Here is a 25091-nt window from a genome sequence, read left to right as displayed (position 1 = left end):
CTCACCCCTCCTTGTTATCGTCACATCGACATTAATAGGGAGGGGTGAGGACGGCATGGCTGTCCCGGACATACTCAGCAGCTTGGTCGCGCCGCTGAACCATCAGTTGTTCCATCTGGGTCAGGACGCGGTCACCTGGTCCGAGCTGCTCGGCTTCGCCACCGGTGCGGTGTGCGTCTGGCTGTGCGTACGGGCGAGTGTGTGGAACTTCCCCGTGGGGATCGCCAACAACCTGTTCTTTCTGGTGCTGTTCTGGAGCGCCCGGCTGTACGCGGATGCCTCGCTCCAAGTGGTCTACCTGGTCCTCGCCGCGTACGGCTGGCTGATCTGGCTGCGCGGGGGCGAACGGCGCTCCCGCCGGCGGATGGGGCACGCCTCCCGGTCCAGCCTGTACGTCCTGCTGGCCCTGCTGGTGCCCGTCACCTGGGGGCTGACCGTGCTGCTGACCCGCGCGCACGACTCCGCCCCGTTCTGGGACGCCCTGACCACTGCACTCTCGCTGGCCGCGCAGTGGCTGCTCAACGCCAAGCAGATCCAGAACTGGTACTTCTGGATCGCCGCCGACCTCGTCTACATCCCGCTGTACTTCGCCAAGGGACTCGACCTCACCGGCATCGTCTACGTGCTCTTCCTGGCGATGTGCCTGGTCGGATGGCGTTCCTGGCGCCGTGAGTCGGCGGCCGCCCGGCCCCCGGCCGCGGCGCCGGACCGGACGGTGGCCGCGTGAGCGCCCGTTTCGTCCACGGGCTGGTGATCGGCAAGTTCTACCCGCCGCACTCCGGCCACCACTTCCTGATCCGCTCCGCCGCCGACGCGTGCGACGCCGTCACGGTCGTCGTGATGGCGGCCGGCCAGGAGTCGATCCCGCTGGCGGAGCGCGTCGCCTGGATACGTGAGCACTGGGCCGACGACCCGCACGTCGCGGTCGTGGGCGTCGTGGACGATCTGCCGGTCGACTACGACAGCGAGGTGGCCTGGGAGGGGCATGTTGCCCTGATGCGCGAGGCCCTCGCCCTGGGCCCGCACGCACCCGCCGTGGACGCGGTGTTCAGCTCCGAGCCCTACGGCACCGAACTCGCCCGCCGCTTCGACGCGGCCCCCGTGCTGCTGGACCTCGACCGGGGCACCTTCGCCGTCTCCGGTACGAAGGTCCGCGCGGACCCCGTCGCCCACTGGGCGGAGATCGAGCCACCGGTCCGGGCCTGGCTGGCCCGCCGGGTCGTCGTGGTCGGCGCCGAGTCGACCGGCACCACCACCCTCACCCGCGACCTCGCCACCGCTCTGCGTGCCCGAGGCGGCCCGCACGCGCTCACCCGCTGGGTGCCCGAGTACGGCCGCGAGCTGACCGTCGCCAAGCTTGCCCGCGCCCGCGCTCTGGCGGCCCCCGACGCACCGCCGCCGACCGTGGGCGACCTCGACTGGGACGACGCCGACTTCGAACTCGTCGCCCGCCGTCAGAACCGTACCGAGCAGCAGGCCGCCCGTACCGGTGGGCCGGTGCTCGTGTGCGACACCGATGCCCTGGCCACCACCATCTGGCAGGAGCGCTACCGCGGCCGCACCACCGCCGCGGTCCGGGACCTCGCGCAGTCGATGCCCCCGCGCGCCCTCTACCTGCTCACCTCCGACAAGGACGTCCCCTTCGACGACGACGGCCTGCGCGACGGCGAGCACCTGCGCGGCTGGATGACCGACCGCTTCCGCGAGACCCTCACCACCTCCGGCGTCCCCTGGCATGAACTCCACGGCGACCGCCATACCCGCCTCGCCGCCGCCCTCACAGCGGTGGACCGCCTGCTCGCCGACGGCTGGCACCTGGCGGACCCTCTCGGCTGACCGGTGCGCCCGCTCAGGCGGGCGGCCAGACCGTCACGTCCACCATCAGGAAACCCACTTCGGGCGACGCGGTCGACTTGACCTGGACCACCAGGAGGGCGATGTTGCCCGCGCGGTCCCTGGCGCAGATCTCGCTTCCCGTCGCCACGGCCGCCAGGGGCAGGTGGTGGCTGGTGGCATGCCGGAGTTCGAACTCGCACGAGTCGTAGGTGGCGCCCGGTTCGACGAAGCGCGGGAGGAGCACACTGCTGCGGCTCTCCAGCGAGCACTTCTGTGCGCGGCAGGTGAAGCGGATGTCCCCCTTGCGGTCTTTCCGGACGTCCTGGTCGCCGAGGTTCAGGGAGTTCGTCGCGTCCAGGTACTGAAGGGGCTCGGCGATGGGCAGCGGTGTCGCGGGGGCGGTGGGGGAGGGACGGGACGAGGCTTCGACCGCGTCACCGAGGGAGCCGGAGCCGCCGGCGCCCGCCCCCGTTCCGGCATCGGTAGTCGGCCGCTGTGAGCCCCGCGCCGTGGAACCGTGCGACCCCGCCGAGCCGAGCGCCGTCCACGCCAGGCCCCCCAGCAGCGCCAGGGACATGACGGCCGCGAGGGCGCCCGCGATCAGTGCCGCGCGCGTCCGGCGGGACATCGGCTCGGCCGGCGGGGGCGCGTAGGGCCAGTGCACGGAGGTGGGCGGGAGCATCCGGGTCGACGGGGCGGGGGGTGCCGGAACCGTCAGCTCCGACCCCCTGATCTCCCGCCAGACGGACGATCCTGCGCCACCCTCGGGGGCGGGGCCCATGCGTTCCCCGCACCACTGGACGATGTCCGCCAAAGTGGCCCGGTCCTTCGGGTCGGCGGCCAGGCAGCGGGCGAACAGCGGGCGCAACTCCTCCGGGAGCAAGGACAGATCGGGCGCGGAGTGAACGATCCGGTACAGCACGGCGGGCAACGAGCCGTCGCCGTAGAGCGGTTCGCCCAGGAGCGCGAAGGCCGCCGTCTGGCCGAGGGCGAAGACGTCCGTCGCCGGGGTGATCTCGCCACCGGACGCCTGTTCGGGGGCCATGAACACGGGCGTGCCCATGGCGGCGCCGGTGGCGGTGAACGACGTGGCGTCGGCGGCCAGGGAGATGCCGAAGTCGATGACGCGGGGGCCGTCGGTGGCCAGCAGCACGTTCGACGGCTTCAGATCCCGGTGCACGATGCCGGCATCGTGGATCGCCTGGAGCGCCTCGGCCACGCCCGCCATCAGCCACAGGACGGCCGGGACCGGCAGCGGCCCGCGTTCGGCGACGGCGTCCGCCAGGGAGGGGCCCGGCACGTACAGCGTGGCGAGCCAGGGCGGTTCGGCCTCCGGGTCGGCGTCGATCAACTCCGCGGTGTACGCGCCCCGGACGCGGCGGGCCGCCGCGATCTCCCGGCGGAACCGGCGCCGGAAGGCGGGGTCGTCGGCCAGCTCCGACCGTACGACCTTGATCGCCACCGGCCGGCCGCCCTGCGTGTGCGACAGATAGACCCGTCCCATCCCGCCCGCCCCGAGCCTGGCGGCCAGCCGGTAGCCCCCCACCGCGACCGGATCGTCCGCCTGAAGCGACCGGAACGCCTCACTGGACGTGTTCATCGACTCTCCCCCTGCTTCGGCCGGCCCGCTCAGCGGTAGTCCTCGGGATGCGACTGCATCCAGGTGTTGACCTTGTCGCGGGTGTCCAGCAGAAGCTTCTGGTGGCGCTTGAGGTCGGGGAACGACGGGTCGGCACCGACGGTCTCGCGGAGCTTGTCCGTCCAGGTCAGGGGGGCGGCGAAGTGGCCCTGGCCCTTGGGGCTCACCTTCATGGAGTCATGGAGGTCGGTCAGGTTGCTCAGGACGCGGTTCAGGAAGTACTCGCAGTTGCCTTCGGTGGTGCAGCCGTCGTTGTAGGTGGCCTGGAGGACGGCGAAGGCGTCGCGGACCTCGGGCGGAGCCACGGACGGAGATGCCGGAGCAGCCGGTGCCGATGAAGCTGGTGCCGAAGTCCGGGCCGGCGCGGCCGACTTGCCCGAGTCATTCGCCGGCGAACACCCCGTCAGCAGCGCGGCGATCAGCAGCAGTGGTCCCACACTGCGGGCGGTGAGCATCGTGACATCCCCCTGAAACGTGTTCCGGTGCAGAACAGTTGACGGGTGATCCTCTCAGAACGCGAGACCCGCTCACTTACCCGTGCCGAATCCCTTGACGCACCCCCCTCCGGAGGATTAACTCACGTCCTAAATTAAGCCCTGAGGAGCCGACGCGGTTTTCGGGGTTTCTCTCTCCCGGAAAGGGACCGCTGGAGCCATGCGCAGCATCCGAGCCGCGGCCACAGGCGCCGTCGTCATGTCTCTCGCCCTCGCGGCCACGGCGTGCGGAGGAGGTACGGACAGCGGGGACGGGGCCGGTGGCTCGTCCAAGACGCTGACCTACTGGGCCTCCAACCAGGGCGCCAGCGTCGCCGTGGACAAGCAGGTACTCCAGCCCGAGCTGGACAAGTTCGAGCAGCAGACCGGCATCAAGGTCAAGGTGGAGGTCGTGCCCTGGTCCGACCTGCTCAACCGCATCCTCACCGCCACCACCTCGGGCCAGGGCCCGGACGTGCTGAACATCGGCAACACCTGGAGCGCCTCCCTCCAGGCGACCGGCGCGCTGCTGCCCTGGGACGCCAAGAACTTCGCCAAGATCGGCGGACGGGACCGCTTCGTCGACCCCGCGCTCGGCTCCACCGGCGCGGAGGGCAAGGACCCGGCCGCCGTACCGCTGTACTCGATGTCGTACGCCCTCTACTACAACAAGCAGATCTTCGCCGACGCCGGCATAGACGGGCCCCCGGCCACCTGGGACGAACTCGTCGCGGACGGCGCCAAGATCAGGGCCAAGGGCAAGTCCGTGCTCGGCGCCGAGGGTTCGAACCTCTCCGAGAACATCCACCACGTCTTCGTCTTCGCCAAGCAGCACGACGCCGACTTCTTCTCCGCCGACGGCAAGCCCGACTTCACCAACCCCAAGGTGGTCGACGCCGTCAAGCAGTACGTCGACCTCATGGCCAAGGACAAGGCCATCCCGCCGGGCAACGCCGAGTACGCGCAGAACCAGTCCGTCAGCGACTTCGCCAAGGGCAAGCAGGCCATGCTGCTCTGGCAGTCCGCCGCCGCCAACCTCAAGTCCCAGGGCATGAAGGACGACGCCTACGGTGTCGCCCCCGTACCCGTCCAGAAGGGCACCCCCGGGCCCGGCGCCCAGGTCAACTCGATGGCCGCGGGCATCAACATCGCCGTCTTCAAGGACAGCCACAACCTCGACGGCGCCACCGAGTTCGTGAAGTTCATGACCAGCGACGCCGAGCAGAAGATCCTCAACAAGGCGTACAGCTCCATCCCGCCGGTCAAGGCCGCGCAAGGAGACCCCGCCTTCGACGGGCCGTCCACCGCCGTGCTGAAGGACACCCTCGCCAAGAGCGCCGCCGCGCTGCCGCAGGTCGCCACCGAGTCGCAGTTCGAGACCGCCGTCGGTACCGCCGTCAAGGACCTGTTCGCCGACGCCGCCGCCGGGCGCGCGGTCACCACCGCCTCCGTCAAGGCCAAGCTGGAGAAGGCCCAGCAGCAGATGCCGGCGGTCTGACGTCCATGACCTCCACCGTTCTCAAGGAACCGGTGCGCGAGGACACCCCCGGTGCGGCGCGCGGCCCGCGCCGCACCGGGCGGTCCCGCCGTACCGCGCTCCCGTACCTGCTCCTGCTGCCCGCCCTGGTCTTCGAACTCCTCGTCCATCTGGTCCCGATGGTCATCGGCACCTTGATGAGCTTTCGGGCGATCACCCGCTTCACCCTGCGCGACTGGAACAACGCCCCCTGGACCGGCCTGCGCAACTACCGCGTGGCCGTGGACTTCGACGCCCCGGCCGGCGAGGCGCTGCTGCGCTCGTTCGCCGTCACCGTCGGCTTCACCCTGCTCTCCGTCGCCCTGTGCTGGGCGCTCGGCACCGCCGCCGCCATCTTCATGCAGGACACCTTCCGGGGCCGGGGCATCCTGCGCGCCCTGTTCCTGGTGCCGTACGCGCTGCCCGTCTACGCGGCCGTCATCACCTGGGTGTTCATGTTCCAGCACGACAACGGCCTGGTGAACCACGTCCTGCACGACCAGCTCCACCTCACCGACAAGCCGTCCTTCTGGCTCATCGGCGACAACAGCTTCTACGCCCTGCTCACCGTCTCGGTCTGGAAGGGCTGGCCGTTCGCCTTCCTCATCGTGATGGCCGGCCTCCAGAACATCCCGCGCGAACTCTACGAAGCGGCCGCCCTGGACGGCGCCGGGATGTGGCAGCAGATCCGCCGCATCACCCTGCCGTCCCTGCGCCCGGTCAACCAGGTGCTGGTCCTGGTGCTGTTCCTGTGGACGTTCAACGACTTCAACACGCCCTACGTCCTGTTCGGCCGGGCGGCACCCGAGGCCGCCGACCTCATCTCCGTGCACATCTACCAAACGACCTTCCTCACCTGGGACTTCGGCACCGGCTCCGCCATGTCCGTCCTGCTGCTGCTCTTCCTGCTGGCCGTGACCGGCGGATACCTGCTGTTCACCTCGCGCGGAAGGAGGGCCGGAAATGGCTGACTCGCCCATGGCGCCGCCGCGTTCGTTCCTGTGGTCCCGCCGGATCTTCCTCACCCTGCTCACCGGCTTCGTGCTGCTGCCCGTCTACGTGATGGTCTCCAGCTCGCTCAAGCCGCTCGCCGACGTCACCGACAAGTTCCGCTGGCTGCCCAGTGAGTTGACGATCCGGCCGTACATCGACATCTGGTCCACCGTGCCGCTCGCCCGGTACTTCGTGAACTCGCTGATCGTCGCGGGCTCGGCCACCGTCTGCTCGGTCGTCATCGCCGTCTTCGCGGCCTACGCGGTCAGCCGGTACGACTTCCGGGGCAAGCGGGTCTTCACGGTCACCGTGCTGTCCACCCAGATGTTCCCGGGCATCCTCTTCCTGCTCCCGCTGTTCCTGATCTACATCAACATCGGCAACGCCACCGGGATCGCCCTGTTCGGCTCGCGCGGCGGGCTGATCCTGACGTACCTGACCTTCTCGCTGCCGTTCTCCATCTGGATGCTGATCGGGTACTTCGACTCGGTGCCGCGCGACCTCGACGAGGCGGCGCTGGTGGACGGCTGCGGCCCGCTCGGCGCACTGTTCCGGGTGGTCGTGCCCGCAGCGGTGCCCGGCATCGTGGCCGTCGCCGTCTACGCCTTCATGACCGCGTGGGGAGAAGTGCTCTTCGCGTCCGTGATGACCACCGACACCACCCGCACCCTCGCCGTCGGACTCCAGGGCTACTCAACCCTCTACGACGTCTACTGGAACCAGATCATGGCCGCCTCGCTCGTGGTGAGCGTCCCCGTGGTCGCCGGGTTCCTGCTGCTCCAGCGCTATCTCGTCACGGGACTGACGGCGGGCGCCGTCAAGTGACCGACTTCCCGCACCTCGAAGGGACTTCCATGTCCGAGCCCATCGACCTCGCCGCCCTTCCGACCGACTTCCGCTGGGGCACGGCCACTTCGGCGTACCAGATCGAGGGCGCCGTCGCCGAGGACGGCCGCTCACCGTCGATCTGGGACACCTTCTCGCACACCCCCGGCAAGATCGACGGCGACGACAACGGCGACACCGCCTGCGACCACTACCACCGCTGGCGCGACGACCTCGGTCTGATGCGCCAACTGGGCGTCGACACCTACCGGTTGTCCGTCGCCTGGCCGCGCGTGATGCCCGGCGGCGACGGCCCGGTCAACGCCAAGGGGCTGGCCTTCTACGACGAGCTGACCGACGCCCTGCTGGAGGCGGGCATCACCCCCTCCGTCACCCTCTACCACTGGGACCTGCCGCAGGTGCTCCAGGACCGGGGCGGCTGGCCGGAGCGGGACACCGCCGAGCACTTCGCCGCGTACGCCTCGGCCGTCGCCGAACGCCTCGGCGACCGCGTCACCCACTGGGCCACTCTCAACGAGCCCCTCTGCTCCGCCTGGATCGGCCACCTCGAAGGCAAGATGGCCCCCGGCTGGACCGACCTCACCGCTGCCGTCCGCGCCTCCTACCACCTGCTCCTCGGCCACGGCCTCGCCACCCAGGCGGTCCGCGCCGCCGCGCCCGACGCCGAGATCGGCGTCGTCAACAACCTCTCCACCGTGTACGCCGCCACCGACAGCCCCGACGACGTGGCCGCCGCGCGCCGCCAGGACGGGCACGTCAACCGCTGGTGGCTCGACCCGGTGCACGGCCGCGGCTTCCCCGCCGACATGGTCGAGGTCTACGGCGTGGAGCTCCCGGAGAAGCCGGGCGACTTGGAGACCATCGCCACCCCGCTGGACTGGCTGGGCCTGAACTACTACATGCCGGCCCACGTCGCCGACGACCCCAACGGGCCTGCTCCGTACACCCGTTCCGTGCGCCGGGAGGGCGTCCCGCGTACCGGTATGGACTGGGAGATCGACGCGAGCGGCATCGAGACCCTGCTACTGCGCCTCACCGAGGAGTACGGCGCCCGCAGGATCTACGTCACCGAGAACGGCTCGTCCTTCCCCGACCTGGTCGGCCCGGACGGCACCGTCGACGACCCCGAGCGCCGGGCCTACCTCGAGAGCCACCTCGCCGCCTGCGCCTCCGCCGCCGCCAAGGGCGCCCCGCTCGCCGGCTACTTCGCCTGGTCCCTGATGGACAACTTCGAGTGGGCGTACGGCTACGACAAGCGCTTCGGCCTCTTCCACGTGGACTACGCCACGCAGGCCCGCACGATCAAGGCCAGCGGGCGCCGGTACGCGGAGATCATCGACACCCACCGCAAGCTCGGGCGCCGCGCGGCCTGAGCCCCCCGGGGCGGGCGCGTCAGGCGTGCCCGCCCCCCACCTTCCATGTGACATGCACCAGGCACCGAACTGTCCAGGCCCCGCACCGCCGACAGATCCTCCCGAGGAGAGCCGCATGCCGTCACGCACCCCCCGCACCCTGCTCACCGCACTCGCCGCCGTCGCCCTGCTCACCGGGACCACGGCCCTGACCGCCCCCGCCACCGCCGCACCGGCCGCCGCGGCCGCCACCTGGGACACCGACCGCGCCGCCACCGCCTACGCCGGCAACCCCGCCGCCGTCACCGCCTCGGGCAGCGAGAACGCGGGCACCGCCGCCGCGCTCGCCTTCGACGGCAACGGCACCACCCGCTGGTCCAGCAACTTCGCCGACGACGCCTGGATTCGCGTCGACCTCGGCAGCACGATCCGCGTCGACCGCGTGGTCCTCGACTGGGAGGCCGCGTACGGCAAGAGATACGTGCTGGAGGTCTCCCGCAACGGCACCGACTGGACGCCGTTCTACACCGAGACCGCGGGCACCGGCGGCTCCGTCACCGCGCACACCTACCCGCAGGAGGTGACCGGCCGCTACGTCCGGATGCGCGGCCTAGAACGCGCCACGCCGTACGGGTACTCGCTGTACTCCTTCAAGGTCTACGGGGGTGAACCCGCGGCCGCCTCCACCACCCGCACCAACCTCGCCCTCAACCACCCGGCGTACTCCAACCTCTATCAGCACGCGGGGAATTCACCTGCCTTCGTCACCGACGGCGGATGGCCCGCGAACCTCAAGGGCGACAGCACCCGCTGGTCCAGCGACTGGAACGCCGACCGCTGGGTCTCCGTCGACCTCGGCGCCGGCTCCACCATCTCCTCCGTCGACCTCTACTGGGAGTCGGCCTACGCCGTCGACTACCTGCTCCAGGTCTCCGACGACAACCGCACCTGGCGCACCGTGTACCAGCCGTCCGCCGCCGAGGTCTCGGCCCGCCGCGCCAACGTCCAGGCGCCCGGCGACGCGGCCGGACTGCACGACACGGTCACCCTGCCGTCCCCGGCCACCGGCCGCTACGTCCGCATGCTCGGCAAGGAGCGCCGCTCCTTCTACAACCCGGCGCCCTACACCGCGCAATTCGGCTACTCCCTCTACGAGTTCCAGGTCTGGGGCACCGGCGGCAGCGCCTCGGCCGCGTACCCGGCACTGCCCGCCGAGCAACAAGGCACCTACCAGACCACGTTCTTCGACGACTTCACCAGCGCCGCCCTGGACCGCTCCAAGTGGCGCGTGGTGCGCACCGGCACCGAGATGGGGTCGGTCAACGGCGAGTCCCAGGCCTACGTCGACTCCGCCGACAACATCCGTACCGAAAACGGGGAGTTGATTCTCCGGGCGAAGTACTGCAAGGGCTGCGCCAAGGCGGGTGGCGGCACCTACGACTTCACCTCCGGCCGCATCGACACCAACACCAAGTTCGACTTCAGCTACGGCAAGGTCAGCGCCCGGATGAAGCTGCCGGTCGGCGACGGCTTCTGGCCCGCGTTCTGGCTGCTCGGCAGCAACGTGGACGACCCCTCCGTCTCCTGGCCCGCCTCCGGCGAGACCGACATCATGGAGAACATCGGCTACGGCGACTGGACCAGCTCCGCGCTGCACGGCCCCGGTTACTCGGCGGACGGCAACATCGGCGCCCGCCAGACCTACCCGAACGGCGGCCGCGCCGACCAGTGGCACACCTACGCCGTGGAGTGGACGCCGACCGCGATGCGGTTCTACGTCGACGACCGCCTCGTCCAGGAGACCACCCGCAACAAGCTCGAATCGACGCGCGGGCAATGGGTGTTCGACCACAACCAGTACGTCATCCTGAACCTGGCCCTGGGCGGCGCCTACCCGGCCGGCTGGAACCAGGTCACCTCGCCGTACTGGGGGCTGCCGCAGTCCAGCGTGGACCGGATCGCCGCCGGGGGAGTGCAGGCGGAGGTGGACTGGGTGCGCGTGGAACAGAAGCGGTAACCGCGCGGCGGATACCCTTGCGGCGCAGGCCAGTCACGTGTTCTCGCGCCGGAGGAGCGTCCCGTGCAGATCGACACCAGCAAGCCCCATCCCGCCCGCGTCTACGACTGGCTGCTGGGCGGGAAGGACAACTACCCGGTCGACCAGCAGGTGGGCGAGACGCTGCCCGAGCAGTCCCGGCGCAGCGCCGCCCGCAACCGGGAGTTCATGCACCGCGCCTCCGCATGGCTGGCGGCGCGGGGCATCGACCAGTTCCTCGACATCGGCACCGGCATCCCCACGGAGCCGAACCTGCACCAGATCGTCCAGGCGATCCGCCCGGAGTCCCGCGTCGTCTACGTCGACAACGACCCGATCGTGCTGCGGCACGCGGAGGCGCTGCTGGTCAGCACCCCGGAGGGCGCGACCGACTACATCCACGCCGACGTACGCCGTCCCGAGGCGATCCTCGCCCACGCCCGCGAACGCCTGGACTTCGACCGCCCCATAGCTCTCTCCCTCATCGCCCTCATGCACTTCCTCCCCGACACCGAAAACCCCTACGCCCTCACCCGCACCCTCCTCGACGCCCTCCCCTCCGGCAGCTACCTGGTCCTCTCCCACGGCACGGCCGACCAGCATCCGGACCTCAAGCAACAGGTGGAGGACGCCTACAAGAAGGGCACGATCCCCCTCCGTATGCGCACTCGGGCGGAGGTGGAACCCTTTTTCACGGGCCTCGAACTGGTCGATCCCGGCCTGGTGTTCGCGACGGAGTGGTACCAGGAGGAGCCTGCGCCGGTGCAGGAGCGGAGCGGGTTCTATGTGGGGGTCGCGCGGGTGCCTTGAGTCGACGGTCGCGCCGCGCGAACGGCCACGGCACGGTCTTCTAAGGCCCGGTCACCGGCGACACCCCGGGGCGGGCCTTGAGCAGCTTTTCTGGAACGGGCTCGGCTGCCCATTCCAAAAGAGCAGGGAGCGCGCGCGTTGCGTCTCCCGCCGGAAGCGCGCCGGGTCTGGCGTGCGCAGCCGCTGGACCTCGGCACGCGGGACCAGCCCATCACGCACTCCGTCGATGATCACTCGATGGTATTCGAACCCCTTGATGAATATCGTCCGCCACCGACAAACGCAGCAGCCTGGCGGCAGACGGGTTTCCCGGGGCCCTCCCCGCATGGATCCAGGTATGTGCGTTCCGCGTCCGACCGGCTTGCTGATGCTCACGGACGATGGAATACGACCAGTCGGCCGTAGTCCGTGTAACCCACGCCTGCGAGCTCGGGATGGGCGGGCAGTCTGGTGCGCAGGATGCCCAGGGTGTCGGGCCACACGGACACGGGTTCTCCGGGGCGGGACAGCACACGGTCCCAGTCGTGTTCGGCGGTCACCCCGGCGCGGTCGATGACGAATCCGAGGCAGTCGTCCGAATCCTGGTCGAGGGTGCGGACGAGGGCGGCGACAGCTTCCTCGCGGTCGTGGGCGGGAATGTCAGCGATGCGGAACGTGAGTTTCTGAGTGTCATCGTCGAGACGCCGTACGGCCACGGCGAGAGACTCGTCGTTGCCCATCCAGCACTGAAACTCGACGTTGCGATACTCGCCTTCGGCCAGTGCGGAGACCAACGAGCCAATGCCGCCCACCAACGGCTGCCTCCTGCCCTGCGCTGTTTCACGGAAACCGAAGAGGTTGTCCGTGAGCGGATGGATCACGGCGAGGCCGGAAGACGCGAGACGATCGATCAGGGTCTGCGCGGAGGCGTGGGTGAAAGCAGGGTGGTACCAGATGAAGACGCCCTGCTCAGCTGCTGTGTCCGCCGCAGCGGCGGCCTGGGCGTTCTCGCCGAAGTGCTCCTCGAAGATCGCCAGCGCTCGATCGTGGGGCACCTCAGGACTGACGTATCCATGCGCCCGGATGTGATTCAGGAACTCGGGCAGCAGTGCGACGTGGTGACGACGCACGTAGTACGCGAGCTCGATGGGCCACATCCAAGTGCCGTCGGTGATCAGTGAGCCCGCACCTGTGATCCACACGTCGTCCCCGATGACGTCGCGTTCGGCGCCCATGGCCGTGAAGATCTCGTGGCCTGCGTCGAGATAAGCGAGAACGCGGTCCTCGTCCCATTCACCAGCCGCCCTCGCCGAGTTCCGGAGAGAGGGAGCCGGGGCCGACTTGTCGCCGATGCCGCCGAGTTCGCGGTAGAACCCTGCCTGCTTGATCATCATCTCTCCAGTCGTACCCTGCACCTAGTGCCGGACCATCGGCAGATAGGTGCGCCAGTAACCATTGTTGCCGATCACCGGGGTCTGATTGAGTCCGCGCTCGGCCGACGTACCGACCTTGTTCGTCGGGGCGGTCACAGGGACGCCGAGCTCATTGGCCACAGTCTGAGCGAGGGGAACCTCAGGGGGCCGAGCATCAGCGCCGGAGTGGCAGGAGACAAGGCGTATCGGCTGGCCCGGGCGGTAGTGCGGGTTGTTGGTGATCGCGTCGACGATGTGGTTCGGATGGACCTCGAAGTCGGTGAGGTTCTTGCCGGAAGCGTTCAGGCGGCCGGTGATGAAGACTCCCTTGTCCGTGCCGTGCACGACCACGTCATGCACTCCCGGCAGGCGTCGGACTCGTTCCAGGTTGTTCAGGGTGGCCCTGTCGTAGCCGACCGTGGTGGTGCTCCGGCCGAAGTAGACCGGGTCACCCGAGACGAGTGTGTAGTCGCCGGGCTTGGCCGGGGGGATACCGACCGTCGAGTCCTCGCTCTGGAGGAGTCTCCAGGTGCGGCTTTTGCCCATCTGGTCCATGGCGGCGGTGTTCAGGCGCAGCGAGCCGCCGAAGACCTCCTCGAAACCACCGGCCTCGGCGGTGACCCGGGCCGCGCTGCCCGCCCCGCCGAACATGCCGCCGAACAGCATCCCGTCCCTGGCCGAGTGACTGGCCTCATCAAGGCTGAAGCCTTTGCTCTCGCCGGTGGCCGTCGCCACCGGCTGGGCGACGGCCAGGTCCACCGTCACGGATTCGACACCACCGATCGCGGCCGTGGCCAGAGTCGTGCCTGCGATCGCGGCGACCTCAGCGGAGAGCGTGACGCCGAGCGTCCCCGCCAGTTCGACGACGGCCGCGGTCGCCGCTGCCGCGGCGGCCTCGGAGATCCCGACCGTGAAGATCGCCAGGGCGGTACCCGCGATGATCGTCGCACCGACGATCTCCAGCTCGTGTTCCAGGTGCTTGACCGCCCCATGAACGGCATCCGCGTACTTGTCCAGCGCGCGGGCCATGTCACGGGCGGCGTCGCTCATGTCCTTGAGCCAGCCATTGCCATTGAAGTAGTAGCGGCGCCAGAACGGGTCGTCGAAAGCGGAGATTGCCACGCCCTTGTTGTTCTCGATGATGCCGCGTGCCGATCTGTTCGCGGCGACCATGACATCTTCGACGTCGTCAGCGAAATCGCGCCATGCCTTGGCCGCGGCACGCAGCCCGTCCTCGTCGGCATCAGGCCACCACATACCGGTGAGGTCCTGGACGATCTCCTTGGCCTTGTCGCCGGCACTCACTTGGACCGGCCCGTCCCGTCGCTCTCTGCGGGGGTTCTGAGCCTGCTGAACATCGAACGGATGAGTTCCTCGTTGTCGATGTGGCCGTCCGCCATGTCGACCATCGCCTCACGGATGCTTGCCAGTCCCTGGGACAGAATGGCCGCCGCGTGCTCGATCTGTTTGACGTGCGGACCGTACGCCTTGTGGAACGCACGGCCCTGTTCGTCGGTCCCCCACGGTGAACCGGCAGCAGACAGCGCGGTCTGGAGTTTGGTCAGCGCCTTGGCGAGGTCGGTGCTGTGCGTGTGGAAATGCGGAGCCGTCGCCTTCAGATCAGCGATCTTGATGTCGAGTATCTTGCCGCGGCCGCCACCGCTGTTGCCGTCCATGGTGTCCAGTCCCCTCCGCATGTTCACCAGTTCGAAGAGGCTATGCGTAGCGCGGAGTTGGCAACTGAAAACAGAATCGAACAGACGGCAAAGATCCATTCAAGGTGGTGCGTCCATCGTGTGGCGCACCGCTGGGTGCGCTGCCACTGCTGCAGCCGGATCGGGACTGGGTGGATGCGTTGACGCTTCGGGGGCTGGCGGTCATCGCGATGTCGCCGGCCGACCCGGCGCGACCCGGTCGGCGACGCCGGCCGCGGGCCGCTCTCCAGGAGACGTGGACGGCGCTTCCTGTCCCACCCCTGGTGGTAGGTCGGACCAAGCCGCGGGTCTGCGCTCGGGCCGCAACTCACCTGTCCGCTCCGCGCCTATGGCGCGTAGCGCATCTCGGTATCAGGCTCGATGGCAGCGATCCCGGAGTTCGGAGATGACGGCCTTCTCACGCGAGTGCACCCCAGAGTGTGGCTCGGCGCTGACGCTGACCTCCGCTGCGTGGGCGGAGTTCCTCGCCAGGCTGTGAGCCGCCTCCTCCGCAAGTGGAGCGATGTCCGGCGGCCGACTCGCACGAAGGTGGAGTCGGCGGCCGAGTTGTGGATCAGGCCGTGTCGTCTTCCGGCGGGGTCCAGCGACCGGCGGCGATCTCGTCGTCCAGACGCTTCTGGAAGTGGGCGTGTGCGGCACGCATTTCGGCGTCGCGGTCGGCCTTGTAGAAGGGGACGGCGTAGCCCGCCGGAGGCGGGATGGTCTCCGGGTTTCCAGGTGGGCGAGGAGGTCGACGTAGTCCTGTTTGTTCTGGCCGTGACCTTAGGTGTTGAAGTCACCCGCGATTTTACGGCCGTTCGCCCAGCGGATCAGCCGCATAGGGGTCGGCCCCCCGAACGCCGCGATGCGCGGACCCCAGATCCTCTTGAGTACCTCGATCTCCTGCGCGACTCGCAACCGCGACTCGCAGTCCACCACCGATGACTTGATCACCTTGACGGCAGTCGGCTCCTGCCCTGACCTGTGCGGGAACGCCGCGCGCGTGCCAGTGCGTGGATGCGAGTGGCCGTCGAGGCGGCCGCTCACGCAAAACGCTCGATCGGGAACTCCGACCGAGCGCTGCACAGTCTGCTCATGGCTTGATCTCTTCGTGCTTCTGTCGCGGTGAGGGCGTCTTCCGTCCCCGGCAAGCTCTCAGCGCACCGCCAGCTCGAGCTCCAGCAACGTCGGCTGGGCGGGCGCCGTCTCCTGCGGTCGTGCCTCCGGCGGGACCGCCGTAGCCCGCCCGTGCCCCCACAGCCACATCACGTCCCGCCCGAACGACCACACCAGGGACCCCAGCGCCAGGAGGACAACGGAGAGTTCCGCCGGGTGCGGCAGTAGGGAGGAGCCGGCTATCAGGAGGGCTATGCCCTGGAGGGCGGCGACGGTCTTGCGGGCGAAGGACGGGGGGAGGGGGGCGTTCAGCCAGGGGGCGAAGCGGGCCGCCGCCACGAAGGCGTAGCGCATGCCGCCGATCAGGAGGACCCAGGGGCCGAGCCGGGTGGACACGTACACGCTCAGGACCAGGATGAGGAACGCGTCCACCTCCATGTCGAAGCGGGCGCCCAGCGCGCTGGAGGTGCCGGTGCGGCGGGCGACCTTGCCGTCGACGCCGTCCAGGAGGAGGGCGACGGCCGTCAGGCCGACCAGGAGGGTGACCGGCGGGGCGCTCTGGAAGGAGTCCGCGACCAGCGCGGTGACCCCGCCCACCAGGGTGGCCCGGCCGAGGGTGACCCGGTTCGCCGGGCCGAAGGAGCGCAGCGCGGAGCGGTGCAGGGCGCGCGAGAGCACCGCCCAGGTGGCGAACGCGAAGGCGAGCCCCGACAGCCAGCCGGCCACCCCCAAGCCGATGGCCGTGCCGAGCAGGGCGAGCAGCAGGATCTGTACGCCCGCTCCCACGGCCGTCTCCTGCTGAAGCCTCGCGTCATACGTATTGTTCAGGGCCACCGCGCATCCTCCGGCCGAGTGACAGAGTCGATCAAGGCCGCGTACTGTGCGCGGCCTGTGCCCTTCTCGGTACGTGAGCAAGTTCCCGATCGTTCAGGAGGATGCCGATGAACCCCGCCGCCCGCGCGTTCTGGCTCAGCTCGCCCGGCCACGGTGAGCTGCGCGACGTCACCCTCCCGGAGCCCGGCGAGGACGAGGTCCTGGTGCGCGCCCTGTACTCCGGGGTCAGCCGCGGCACCGAGACCCTGGTGTTCCGCGGCGGTGTTCCCAGGAGCCAACACGACGTGATGCGGGCGCCGTTCCAGGAGGGCGACTTCCCGGCCCCGGTGAAGTACGGCTATCTGAGCGTCGGCGTGGTCGAGCGGGGCCCCGATGCGCTGATCGGCCGAACGGTCTTCTGCCTCTACCCCCACCAGAGCCGTTACGTCGTTCCGGTGAGCGCCGTGACCGTCGTACCCGACCGGGTGCCCGCCGCGCGGGCCGTGCTCGCCGGGACCGTGGAGACCGCCGTGAACGCCCTGTGGGACGCGGCCCCGCAGATCGGGGACCGGATCAGCGTGGTCGGCGGCGGCATGGTCGGCTGCTCGGTCGCCGCACTGCTCGCCCGCTACCCCGGCATCCGGCTCCAGCTCGTCGACGCCGACCCGGCCCGCGCCGAGACCGCCAAGGCCCTCGGCGTCGACTTCGCCACCCCTGCCGAGGCCACCGGCGAGCGCGACCTCGTCATCCACGCCAGCGCCACCGAACAGGGCCTCACCCGCGCCCTGGAGCTCCTCGCCCCCGAGGGCACCGTCGTGGAGCTGAGCTGGTACGGCGACCGGCGCGTCACCCTGCCGCTGGGCGAAGCCTTCCACTCCCGCCGGCTCACCCTCCGCGCCAGCCAGGTCGGCACCGTCTCCCCGGCCGCCCGCCCCGGCCGGGGCTACGCCGAGCGGATGGCCCTCGCCCTGGACCTGCTCGCCGACCCGGCGCTGGACGCGCTCATCACCGGAGAGAGTGCCTTCGGTGAACTCCCGGAGCTGATGCCCCGCCTGACGAGCGGCGAGATCCCCGCGCTGTGCCACCGCATCCGGTATCCCGACCCGGCCTGACCTGAGAAAAGAGTGAGAGAGGGCTGAACACGGGGAACTGAAGAGCCGTACTACTCGGCAACCCCCGGACGGGAACCTCCGGGGCACCAGACGCGCCGCACCTGGAGGGTCGTCCGTTGTTCAGCATCACCGTCCGCGATCACATCATGATCGCCCACAGCTTCCGCGGCGACGTGTTCGGACCCGCGCAGCGCCTGCACGGCGCCACGTTCCTGGTGGACGCCACCTTCCGCCGTGAGCAGTTGGACGAGGACAACATCGTGGTCGACATCGGCCTCGCCACCCGCGAACTCGGTGCCATCACCGCCGAGTTGAACTACCGCAACCTGGACGACGACCCCGAGTTCGCCGGGGTCAACACCTCCACCGAGTTCCTGGCCAAGGTCGTCGCCGACCGGCTCGCCGAGCGCATCGCCAAGGGCGCGCTCGGTGAGGGCGCGAAGGGCCTGTCCGCGCTCTCGGTGACCCTGCACGAGTCCCACATCGCCTGGGCGAGTTACGAGCGTGGCCTGTGAGCGACCTGACCGTGGACCGGGCCCGTCTCGCCTACGTGCCCGCACAGCCCCTCGCCACCGAGAACTTCGGGATCATCCCCATGTCGCTGCGCACCGTGCACTTCGTGATGCCGGGCGGCGTCGACGACCCGGCCGCGCCCAGCGGCGGCAACGCCTACGACCGCCGGGTCTGCCTCGACCTGCCCGGCTTCGGCTGGCAGGTCGTCCGGCACGCCGCCCCCGGCGCCTGGCCGGACCCCGACGCCGACGCCCGCGAGTCGCTGGCCCGCACCCTCGCCCAGATGCCCGACGACACGGTGGTCCTGCTGGACGGCCTGGTCGCCTGCGGAGTGCCCGAGATCGTCGTCCCCGAGGCCGAGCGGCTCCGGATCGCCGTCCTCGTCCACCTGCCGCTCGGTGACGAGACCGGGCTGGACCCGGCCGTCGCCGCCGACCTGGACGCCCGTGAACGCGCCGTGCTGCGCGCGGTGCCCGCCACCATCGCCACCAGCGACTGGGCCGTACGCCGACTGGTCTCGCACCACGGCCTCGCCCCCGACCGGGTCCATCTCGCCGCCCCCGGCGCCGACATCGCGCCGCTGGCGCCCGGCACCGACGGCATCTCCCACCTGGTGTGCGTCGCCGCCGTCACCCCGCGCAAGGGCCAGCACCGCCTGGTCGAGGCCCTCGCGGCCGTACGGGACCTGCCCTGGACCTGCTCGCTGGTCGGCGGCCTCGGCACCGACCCCGAGTACGTGGCCACGCTGCGGGCCCAGATCGAACGGTACGGCCTGGCCGACCGGCTGCACCTGACCGGCCCCCGCACCGGCGCCGACCTCGACGCCAGCTACGCCGCCGCCGACCTCATGGTGCTCACCTCCTACGCCGAGACCTACGGCATGGCGGTCACCGAGGCCCTCGCCCGCGGCATCCCGGTCATCGCCACCGACGTGGGCGGCCTGCCCGAGGCGGTCGGCCGCGCCCCCGACGGCGGGGTGCCCGGCATCCTCGTCCCGCCGGAGGACCCCGCCGCCATCGCCGCCGAACTGCGCGGCTGGTTCGGCGAACCCGACGTGCGCCGCCGTCTGAAGGCCGCCGCGCGCGGCCGGCGCAGCGCGCTCGGCGGCTGGGCCGCCACCGCCCGCAGCCTCGCCGGGGTCCTCGGCAGGCTCCCCGGCGCCCCCAGGAGGGCCGCATGACCGACGCCACCACCGACGAGGAGCACCGGGTGAACGACGGCACCGAGCCCACCGACACCTCCGACGTCATCGCCGGGGCCGGCCCCGTCGGCCGCCCCGGCGAGCGGGCCACCGTACGGCTGCGCGAGGGGGAGGCCGAGGACGCGCCCCGGTACGCGCCCGAGTGGCTCCAGCTCCGGGAACCGGCCGACGCGGACGCGCGGGCGCTGGGCCTGCTGGAGCCGCTGGGCAAGCGGTTGGCCGAACTCCCGCCGAAGGAGGGCGGGTTGGTCATCCACGACCTGGGCTGCGGCACCGGGTCGATGGGCCGCTGGCTGGCGGCCCGGCTGGACGGCGCCCAGCACTGGGTGCTGCACGACCGGGACCCGTACCTGCTGCACTTCGCGGCCGTCGCCTCCCCGCGCGTCGCCGCCGACGGCAGCCGGGTCACCGTCGAGACCCGGCGCGGCGACGTCGCCCGGCTCACCCCGGAAGCGCTGTCCGGCGCCTCGCTGGTGACGGCGTCCGCGCTGCTGGACGTGCTCACCCGGCCCGAGGTCGAGACGCTGGCCGCCGCCTGCGCGGGCGTCGGCAGCCCCGCCCTACTCACCCTGTCCGTCGCCGGACGCGTCGAGTTCGCGTCCCCCGACCCGCTGGACACCGACCTGGCCGAGGCGTTCAACGCCCACCAGCGCCGGGGCGGCCTGCTCGGCCCGGACGCGGCCACGGTGGCCGGTGAGGCGTTCGCCGAACACGGCGCGTCGGTGCGGGTGCACCCGAGCCCCTGGCGGCTCGGCCCGGAGCACGCGGCGCTCACCGCGCAGTGGCTGCGGGGCTGGGTCGGCGCGGCCGTCGAGGAGCGGCCGGCCCTGCGGACGCGCGCCGAGGACTACCTGCGCGACCGGCTGGCCGCGTGCGAGGCGGGCGAGCTGGAGGTCGTGGTGCACCACAGCGACCTGCTGGCCCTGCCCCGGCCGGTGGAGGCGTGATGAACGGGCGGACGGGCGAGGCCGGACCGGTGACCGTGGAGGCCCGCGACACCGGCCCACGGGAGCCGTCGGAGCCCGCCCGGCCGCCCGGCACACCTGAGGAAAACGTCACTGCTCGGCGCGCGCTGCGCACCCACGTCGGCACGGTCGTCGGCGTCGCCATCCTCGGTGTGCTGCTGTGGCGGCTCGGCACCGGGCCGCTGGTCGACGGGCTGCGCCGGATCGACACGGCCACCGTGCTCGCGGCGCTCGGGATCGGCGCGATCACCACCGTGTTCAGCGCCTGGCGCTGGCAGTTGACGGCACGCGGCCTCGGCATCCGGCTGCCGCTTGGGCCCGCCGTCGCCGACTACTACCGGGCGCTGTTCCTCAACGCGGCGCTCCCCGGCGGCGTCCTCGGTGACGTGCACCGGGCGGTACGGCACGGGCAGAGCGCGGGGGACATCCGGCGCGCCGTCAAGGCGGTCGTGCTGGAGCGGGTCGCCGGGCAACTGGCGCTCGCCGTCTGCGGTGCCGCGCTGCTGCTGACCCTGCCGTCCCCGGTCCGCGACGACCTGCGGACCGTCGCGGTGCCGGTGGCGCTCGCCGGGGCGGGCGCGCTCGCGGTCGTCCTCGCCGTCCGCATGAACCGGGCACCCGGCCGGCGTACCGGCTCGATGCGGGGGAGCGGGCTGCTGCGTGAGGCACGGCAGGGACTGCTGTCGCGGGAGAGCGGGCCGGGGGTCGCGCTGTCCTCGACGGTCGTCCTCGCCGGGCACCTCGGCATGTTCGTCGTCGCCGCCCGGATCGCCGGCAGCGGGGCGTCCGTCGCGGTGCTGCTGCCGCTCGCGGTGCTCGCCCTGGCCGCCATGGGCCTGCCGCTCAACGTGGGCGGCTTCGGCCCCCGCGAGGGCGTCACCGCCTGGGCGTTCGCCGCCGCCGGACTCGGCGCGAGCAGCGGCGTCGCCGTCGCCGTGGTGTACGGCGTGCTCAGCTTCGTCGCCGCCCTGCCCGGCGCCGTCGTCCTCCTCGCCCGCTGGGCCGGCGCCCTGCGTGGCTACCCGCGCGGCGTGGTGGGCGCCTCGGGCGAGGTCAGCAGCCGGAAGTACGGCTCGAAGTTCTCCACCAGCCCGGTTAGCAGGCCCTTCCCCTTTTCCACCGAGGCCAGGGACGGGCGCCCGATGACGCCCGACTCGGTATAGGCGGACATCCCCGTGGTGAGCAGAAGACGACGGTCGTCGGCGGTGAAATCGGCCGACTCATGGCCAGGGCGGAGGAATTCGGGATGAGCGTGCAGCAGGATGGACGCCTCGATCTCCCCGGCGTGCATGTCGGTGAGCAGCGAGGTCTCCACACCCGCCCGCTGCCGCGCCTCCTCCCAGTCCTCGGCCGCCGGGTACAGAGCCATCCGCTCGCCCCGCGCCGACGCCTCCTGCACGACGTTCCCCAACACGTAGTTACCGCCATGCCCGTTGACCACCACGAGCGACTCCACGCCCGAGCGGCGCAGCGAGTCCGCGATGTCACGTACGACCGCATGCAGGGTAACGGAGGAGATACTGACCGTCCCCGGCCAGGCCGCGTGTTCGTGCGAGCACGCGAGGGTCACCGGGGGGAGGAGGTGCACCGGGTACGCGGCGGCGATCTCCCGCGCCACGGCGCAGGCCACCAGCGTGTCCGTCGCCAACGGGAGGTAGGGACCGTGCTGTTCGAAGCTCCCCACGGGAAGGACGGCGACCTGACGTGACACACCCGCCCCCCGCGCCCGTACGTCCTCGGTGGTGTCCGCGGGCATCACCCCGTAGGCCGCCGGTCGCGCGCCCGAACCACTCATGTTCCCCACGGCCTTTCGTCTCTGCTTAGGAATCAGATCATGACAGAAAACATCGGCGCCTTCGGCGGGAAGACCCCGCGTCGTTCGGGCACGGAACGCGTCGTGAACACCCCCCTGCCCACCGCGTACGGGCAGTTCCAGGCGATCGGCTACCTGGACCACGACCGGGGCGACGAGCAGGTCGCCCTGGTGCACGGTGACATCGGGACCGAGAACGTGCTGGTGCGGCTGCACTCGGAGTGCCTGACCGGTGACGCCTTCGGTTCCCAGCACTGCGAGTGCGGCGAGCAGTTGGCGGCCGCCATGCGCGCGGTGGTCGCCGAGGGCAGCGGTGTCGTCCTGTACTTGAGGGGCCACGAGGGCCGCGGCATCGGTCTGCTGGCCAAGCTGCGGGCGATGGCGCTCCAGGCGGAGGGCCTGGACACGGTCGAGGCCAACCTCGCCCTCGGCCTGCCGGTGGACGCCCGTGACTACCGGGTGGCGGCGGAGATGCTGCACGACCTGAAGGTGCGCTCGGTCCGGCTGATGTCCAACAACCCGCGCAAGCGGGAGGCGTTGACCAAGCACGGCATCGAGGTCGCCGAGCAGGTGCCGCTGCTGATCGAGCCGAGCGAGAACAACATCACGTATCTGCGCACCAAGCGCGAACGCCTGGATCACCACCTGCCCCACCTGGACGTGGTGGCCCACGGCTCCTGAAGCCCCGCCTTCCCCATGCGAGAAGTCCGGCCGGACGCCCCGGCCGGACTTCTCGTTTCAGCGGAACTCCCGCAGCGGGCAAAGTGGTTCAGCGGTGCTCGACCGCCGGTGGCACCGGCCAGCCCAGCGGCTCCAGCACCGCCCGCGTCCGCTCGTCGCGCAGCTCGGCCAGCCGGTCGTAGGCGGCCACGCCGGTGCCGTACGCCTCCTCCACCTCGTCCAGCACCTCGCCCATCCGGGCCGGGTCCGGTGCGCCCGTCTCGAAGGACATCTGCGAGCCGACGTGCGTCACCAGGTGCCGCATCCCCTCCGGGCCGCCCCCGAGCAGCCCGCTCTCGAACGGGCCGACGGTGGCCCAGCGCAGGCCCAGGGAGGCCCGGACCAGGTCGTCCAGGTCCGTCACGTCGATCACGCCCTCCTGGACCAGGTGGATCGCCTGGTCGTCGAAGACCTTCTGGAGCCGGTTGCCGACGTAGCCGGGGATCTCCTTCTTCAGCCGGATCGGCAGCTTGCCCAGGCCCCGGTAGACCTCCATCGCCCGCTCGACCGTCCGGGCCGAGGTCTCCGGGCCGGGGACCACCTCCACCAGGGGCATCAGCTCGGGCGGGTTGAAGGGGTGGCCGATCACGATCCGGCTAGCCGCCGGGTTGCCCGCGGCGATCAGGGAGGGCAGCAGGGAGGACGAGGAGGAGGCGAGCACCACGTCGTCGCGGGTGTGCTCGGCCAGCGTGGCGAACACCGTTTCCTTGACCGGCATCCGCTCCGGCCCGGCCTCCTGCACGAAGTCCGCGCCGGAGGCGGCCCCCGCCAGGTCGTCGGTCGCGGTCACCGGCAGCCCGGCGAGATCCCGCCGCACGATCTCCGGCAGGTCGGGGCGCGGGTCGCTCAGGCGCACCTCCCAGCCGGCCGCCCCGAACAGCCGCGCCCAGGACAGGCCGATCACTCCGGCACCGACGATCGTCACGACAGCCACACGGCATCACTCCAGTCAGGCGGGGGCGGGCACTACCCCAGTCATGCCCGGTTCTCCCACGAGACCGGCGCCCGCTCACCCCTCCGGCGCAACGACCGCCTCGTGCACCAGGCGGCGCAGGTCGGGGAAGATCTTCAGGGTGCGGGGGCGTACCTGGGTCATGAACTGCACGGTCAGGTCCAGCGCCGGGGCCACCCAGAAGGCGGTGGTCGCCACGCCGGTCCAGCCGAAAGTGCCGGGCGCGGAGGGGGCCAGGGTGCGGGCGGGGTCGGTGACGACGGAGACGTTGAAGCCGAAGCCCAGGCCGTCGTTGGCGCGCTCCTGGTGGGCGGGGGCGCCGAACTCGCGCAGGACGGCGTCGCCGGGGAGCTGGTTGCGGGTCATCAGGGCGAGCGTGGCGGGGGAGAGCAGCCGGACGCCGTCGAGTTCGCCGCCCCGGCGCAGCAGCTCCATGAAGCGGTGGTAGTCGCCCGCGCTGGAGACCAGTCCGCCGCTTCCCGACAGGAACCGGGGCCGCCCGCGCACCGGCAGCCCCGGTACGGGGGTGATGCCGCCGTCCTCGGTCTCGCCGTACAACTCGGCCAGCCGTGGCTCCTGTTCGGGGGTGAGATGGAAGCCGGTGTCGGTCATGCCGAGGGGGCCGAGGATGCGCTCGGCGAAGAACGCGTCCAGCGGGCGGCCCGAGACGACCTCGATGAGGCGGCCCAGCACATTGGTGGCGACCGAGTAGTTCCACTGGGTGCCCGGTTCGAACTGGAGGGGCAGGGACGCGTACAACGCGATGGTCTCGGCGAGGTCCGCGCCCGAGGGCACGGAGGACTCCAGCCCGGCCGCGCGGTAGAGGGCGTCCACCGGGTGGTCGTAGTAGAAGGCGAAGGTCAGGCCCGCGGTGTGGGTGAGCAGATGCCGGACGCGGATCGGTCCGGCTGCCGGGCGGGTGCGTACGTCGTCCGCCGAACCACTCACGTAGACACGGGGGTCGGCGAACTCGGGGAGGTGCCGGTCGATCGGGTCGTCGAGGGAGAGCAGGCCCTCCTCGACCAGCATCAGCACCGCGACCGCCGTCACCGGCTTGGTCATGGAGTAGATCCGCCACAGGGTGTCGGCCTCCACCGGTAGCCCGGCCGCGAGGTCACGGTGGCCGTAGGTGGTCAGATGGGCGACCCGGCCGCCACGGGCCACCGACACCAGGAAGCCGGGCAGCCGGCCCTCGTCCACCAGCCCGGCGACGTGCTGGTCGAGGCGGTCCAGCGCATTCGCGTCCAGACCCACGTCCTGCGGGGCGACTTCCTGTCGAAGCTGTGCCATGGCTCTCCTCC

General features: G+C 70.9%; 22 protein-coding genes and 1 pseudogene. 14 read left to right on the top strand and 9 right to left on the bottom strand.

Annotated elements, in window-relative coordinates; all coding sequences use genetic code 11:
• The first annotated feature begins 55 nt into the window (after positions 1 to 55).
• Positions 56 to 727, top strand: coding sequence for a nicotinamide riboside transporter PnuC (gene pnuC, locus OG448_RS05255; RefSeq protein WP_405551750.1), 672 nt, complete (start codon positions 56 to 58; stop codon positions 725 to 727).
• The gene (locus OG448_RS05250; protein ID WP_405551749.1) at positions 724 to 1836 is read left to right on the top strand and encodes an AAA family ATPase; all 1113 of its coding nucleotides are present in this window, start codon (positions 724 to 726) and stop codon (positions 1834 to 1836) included. Before pnuC ends, OG448_RS05250 begins: the two co-directional genes overlap by 4 nt.
• Before the next feature lie 13 nt (positions 1837 to 1849).
• Here the strand turns inward: OG448_RS05250 and OG448_RS05245 are convergent, their stop codons facing one another.
• Positions 1850 to 3436, bottom strand: a complete 1587-nt coding sequence (locus tag OG448_RS05245) for a serine/threonine-protein kinase (RefSeq protein WP_405551748.1) — start codon at positions 3434 to 3436, stop codon at positions 1850 to 1852.
• Positions 3437 to 3465: 29 nt separating this feature from the next.
• A complete protein-coding gene (locus OG448_RS05240) occupies positions 3466 to 3780 on the bottom strand; it encodes a hypothetical protein (protein ID WP_405551747.1) in 315 nt (104 codons plus the stop codon).
• Positions 3781 to 4129: 349 nt separating this feature from the next.
• Here OG448_RS05240 and OG448_RS05235 point away from each other — a divergent pair, with 349 nt between their 5' ends.
• The 6 genes from OG448_RS05235 (at position 4130) to OG448_RS05210 (ending at position 11500) form a co-directional block, all read left to right on the top strand.
• Entirely contained in the window at positions 4130 to 5446 is a 1317-nt protein-coding gene (locus tag OG448_RS05235; RefSeq protein ID WP_405551746.1) for an ABC transporter substrate-binding protein, read from the top strand.
• A 5-nt stretch (positions 5447 to 5451) separates the two neighbouring features.
• Positions 5452 to 6435 (top strand): carbohydrate ABC transporter permease, encoded by a 984-nt coding sequence (locus OG448_RS05230; RefSeq protein ID WP_405551745.1) that lies wholly within the window; start codon positions 5452 to 5454, stop codon positions 6433 to 6435.
• A 7-nt stretch (positions 6436 to 6442) separates the two neighbouring features.
• A complete protein-coding gene (locus OG448_RS05225; protein ID WP_405558696.1) occupies positions 6443 to 7282 on the top strand; it encodes a carbohydrate ABC transporter permease in 840 nt (279 codons plus the stop codon).
• Positions 7283 to 7311: 29 nt separating this feature from the next.
• Positions 7312 to 8676: a GH1 family beta-glucosidase gene (locus OG448_RS05220; RefSeq protein ID WP_405551744.1), complete on the top strand. Its 1365-nt coding sequence runs from the start codon at positions 7312 to 7314 to the stop codon at positions 8674 to 8676.
• Between the two features lie 115 nt (positions 8677 to 8791).
• Entirely contained in the window at positions 8792 to 10672 is a 1881-nt protein-coding gene (locus OG448_RS05215; RefSeq protein ID WP_405551743.1) for a discoidin domain-containing protein, read from the top strand.
• Positions 10673 to 10735: 63 nt separating this feature from the next.
• Positions 10736 to 11500 (top strand): SAM-dependent methyltransferase, encoded by a 765-nt coding sequence (locus OG448_RS05210; RefSeq protein ID WP_405551742.1) that lies wholly within the window; start codon positions 10736 to 10738, stop codon positions 11498 to 11500.
• Positions 11501 to 11871: 371 nt separating this feature from the next.
• Here the strand turns inward: OG448_RS05210 and OG448_RS05205 are convergent, their stop codons facing one another.
• The 4 genes from OG448_RS05205 to OG448_RS05190 form a co-directional block, all read right to left on the bottom strand.
• Positions 11872 to 12873, bottom strand: a complete 1002-nt coding sequence (locus OG448_RS05205) for a hypothetical protein (protein WP_405551741.1) — start codon at positions 12871 to 12873, stop codon at positions 11872 to 11874.
• A 21-nt stretch (positions 12874 to 12894) separates the two neighbouring features.
• Entirely contained in the window at positions 12895 to 14196 is a 1302-nt protein-coding gene (locus tag OG448_RS05200; protein WP_405551740.1) for a hypothetical protein, read from the bottom strand.
• On the bottom strand, positions 14193 to 14567 hold the full coding sequence (locus tag OG448_RS05195) for a WXG100 family type VII secretion target (protein ID WP_405551739.1): 375 nt from the start codon (positions 14565 to 14567) through the stop codon (positions 14193 to 14195). The genes OG448_RS05200 and OG448_RS05195 overlap by 4 nt, the downstream gene beginning before the upstream one ends.
• Before the next feature lie 1173 nt (positions 14568 to 15740).
• Entirely contained in the window at positions 15741 to 16535 is a 795-nt protein-coding gene (locus tag OG448_RS05190) for a CDP-alcohol phosphatidyltransferase family protein (RefSeq protein WP_405551738.1), read from the bottom strand.
• A 107-nt stretch (positions 16536 to 16642) separates the two neighbouring features.
• Here OG448_RS05190 and OG448_RS05185 point away from each other — a divergent pair, with 107 nt between their 5' ends.
• From OG448_RS05185 to OG448_RS05165, 5 genes and pseudogenes are all read left to right on the top strand, one after another.
• The gene (locus OG448_RS05185; protein WP_405551737.1) at positions 16643 to 17626 is read left to right on the top strand and encodes a dehydrogenase; all 984 of its coding nucleotides are present in this window, start codon (positions 16643 to 16645) and stop codon (positions 17624 to 17626) included.
• Positions 17627 to 17742: 116 nt separating this feature from the next.
• Positions 17743 to 18141 (top strand): 6-carboxytetrahydropterin synthase, encoded by a 399-nt coding sequence (locus OG448_RS05180; RefSeq protein WP_030809323.1) that lies wholly within the window; start codon positions 17743 to 17745, stop codon positions 18139 to 18141.
• The gene (locus tag OG448_RS05175; protein WP_405551736.1) at positions 18138 to 19319 is read left to right on the top strand and encodes a glycosyltransferase family 4 protein; all 1182 of its coding nucleotides are present in this window, start codon (positions 18138 to 18140) and stop codon (positions 19317 to 19319) included. Before OG448_RS05180 ends, OG448_RS05175 begins: the two co-directional genes overlap by 4 nt.
• Positions 19316 to 20287: a class I SAM-dependent methyltransferase gene (locus OG448_RS05170; protein ID WP_405551735.1), complete on the top strand. Its 972-nt coding sequence runs from the start codon at positions 19316 to 19318 to the stop codon at positions 20285 to 20287. Before OG448_RS05175 ends, OG448_RS05170 begins: the two co-directional genes overlap by 4 nt.
• Positions 20287 to 21222 (top strand): annotated as a pseudogene (locus OG448_RS05165) (lysylphosphatidylglycerol synthase transmembrane domain-containing protein); the annotation flags it as partial. The gene OG448_RS05170 and the pseudogene OG448_RS05165, both read left to right, overlap by 1 nt.
• A gap of 101 nt (positions 21223 to 21323) precedes the next feature.
• Here the strand turns inward: OG448_RS05165 and OG448_RS05160 are convergent.
• Positions 21324 to 22100, bottom strand: a complete 777-nt coding sequence (locus OG448_RS05160) for a creatininase family protein (RefSeq protein WP_405551734.1) — start codon at positions 22098 to 22100, stop codon at positions 21324 to 21326.
• Positions 22101 to 22139: 39 nt separating this feature from the next.
• On the opposite strand from OG448_RS05160, the gene ribA reads away from it, so the two are divergent.
• Positions 22140 to 22799 carry a GTP cyclohydrolase II gene (ribA, locus tag OG448_RS05155; RefSeq protein ID WP_391293189.1) on the top strand — a complete coding sequence of 220 codons (660 nt, stop codon included), beginning with the start codon at positions 22140 to 22142 and terminating at the stop codon, positions 22797 to 22799.
• Positions 22800 to 22887: 88 nt separating this feature from the next.
• On the opposite strand, the gene OG448_RS05150 is transcribed toward ribA, so the two are convergent.
• Both OG448_RS05150 and OG448_RS05145 read right to left on the bottom strand, forming a co-directional pair.
• On the bottom strand, positions 22888 to 23772 hold the full coding sequence (locus OG448_RS05150; RefSeq protein WP_405551733.1) for a 3-hydroxyacyl-CoA dehydrogenase NAD-binding domain-containing protein: 885 nt from the start codon (positions 23770 to 23772) through the stop codon (positions 22888 to 22890).
• Between the two features lie 75 nt (positions 23773 to 23847).
• Positions 23848 to 25080, bottom strand: a complete 1233-nt coding sequence (locus OG448_RS05145; RefSeq protein WP_405551732.1) for a serine hydrolase domain-containing protein — start codon at positions 25078 to 25080, stop codon at positions 23848 to 23850.
• Between the last annotated feature and the right edge of the window lie 11 nt (positions 25081 to 25091).

Origin of the sequence: Streptomyces sp. NBC_01171 (genome assembly GCF_045039805.1) — a bacterium.
GTDB lineage: Bacteria > Actinomycetota > Actinomycetes > Streptomycetales > Streptomycetaceae > Streptomyces.
Note: the sequence above shows the minus strand (reverse complement) of the source record. Positions and strands in the feature narration are given on the sequence as shown.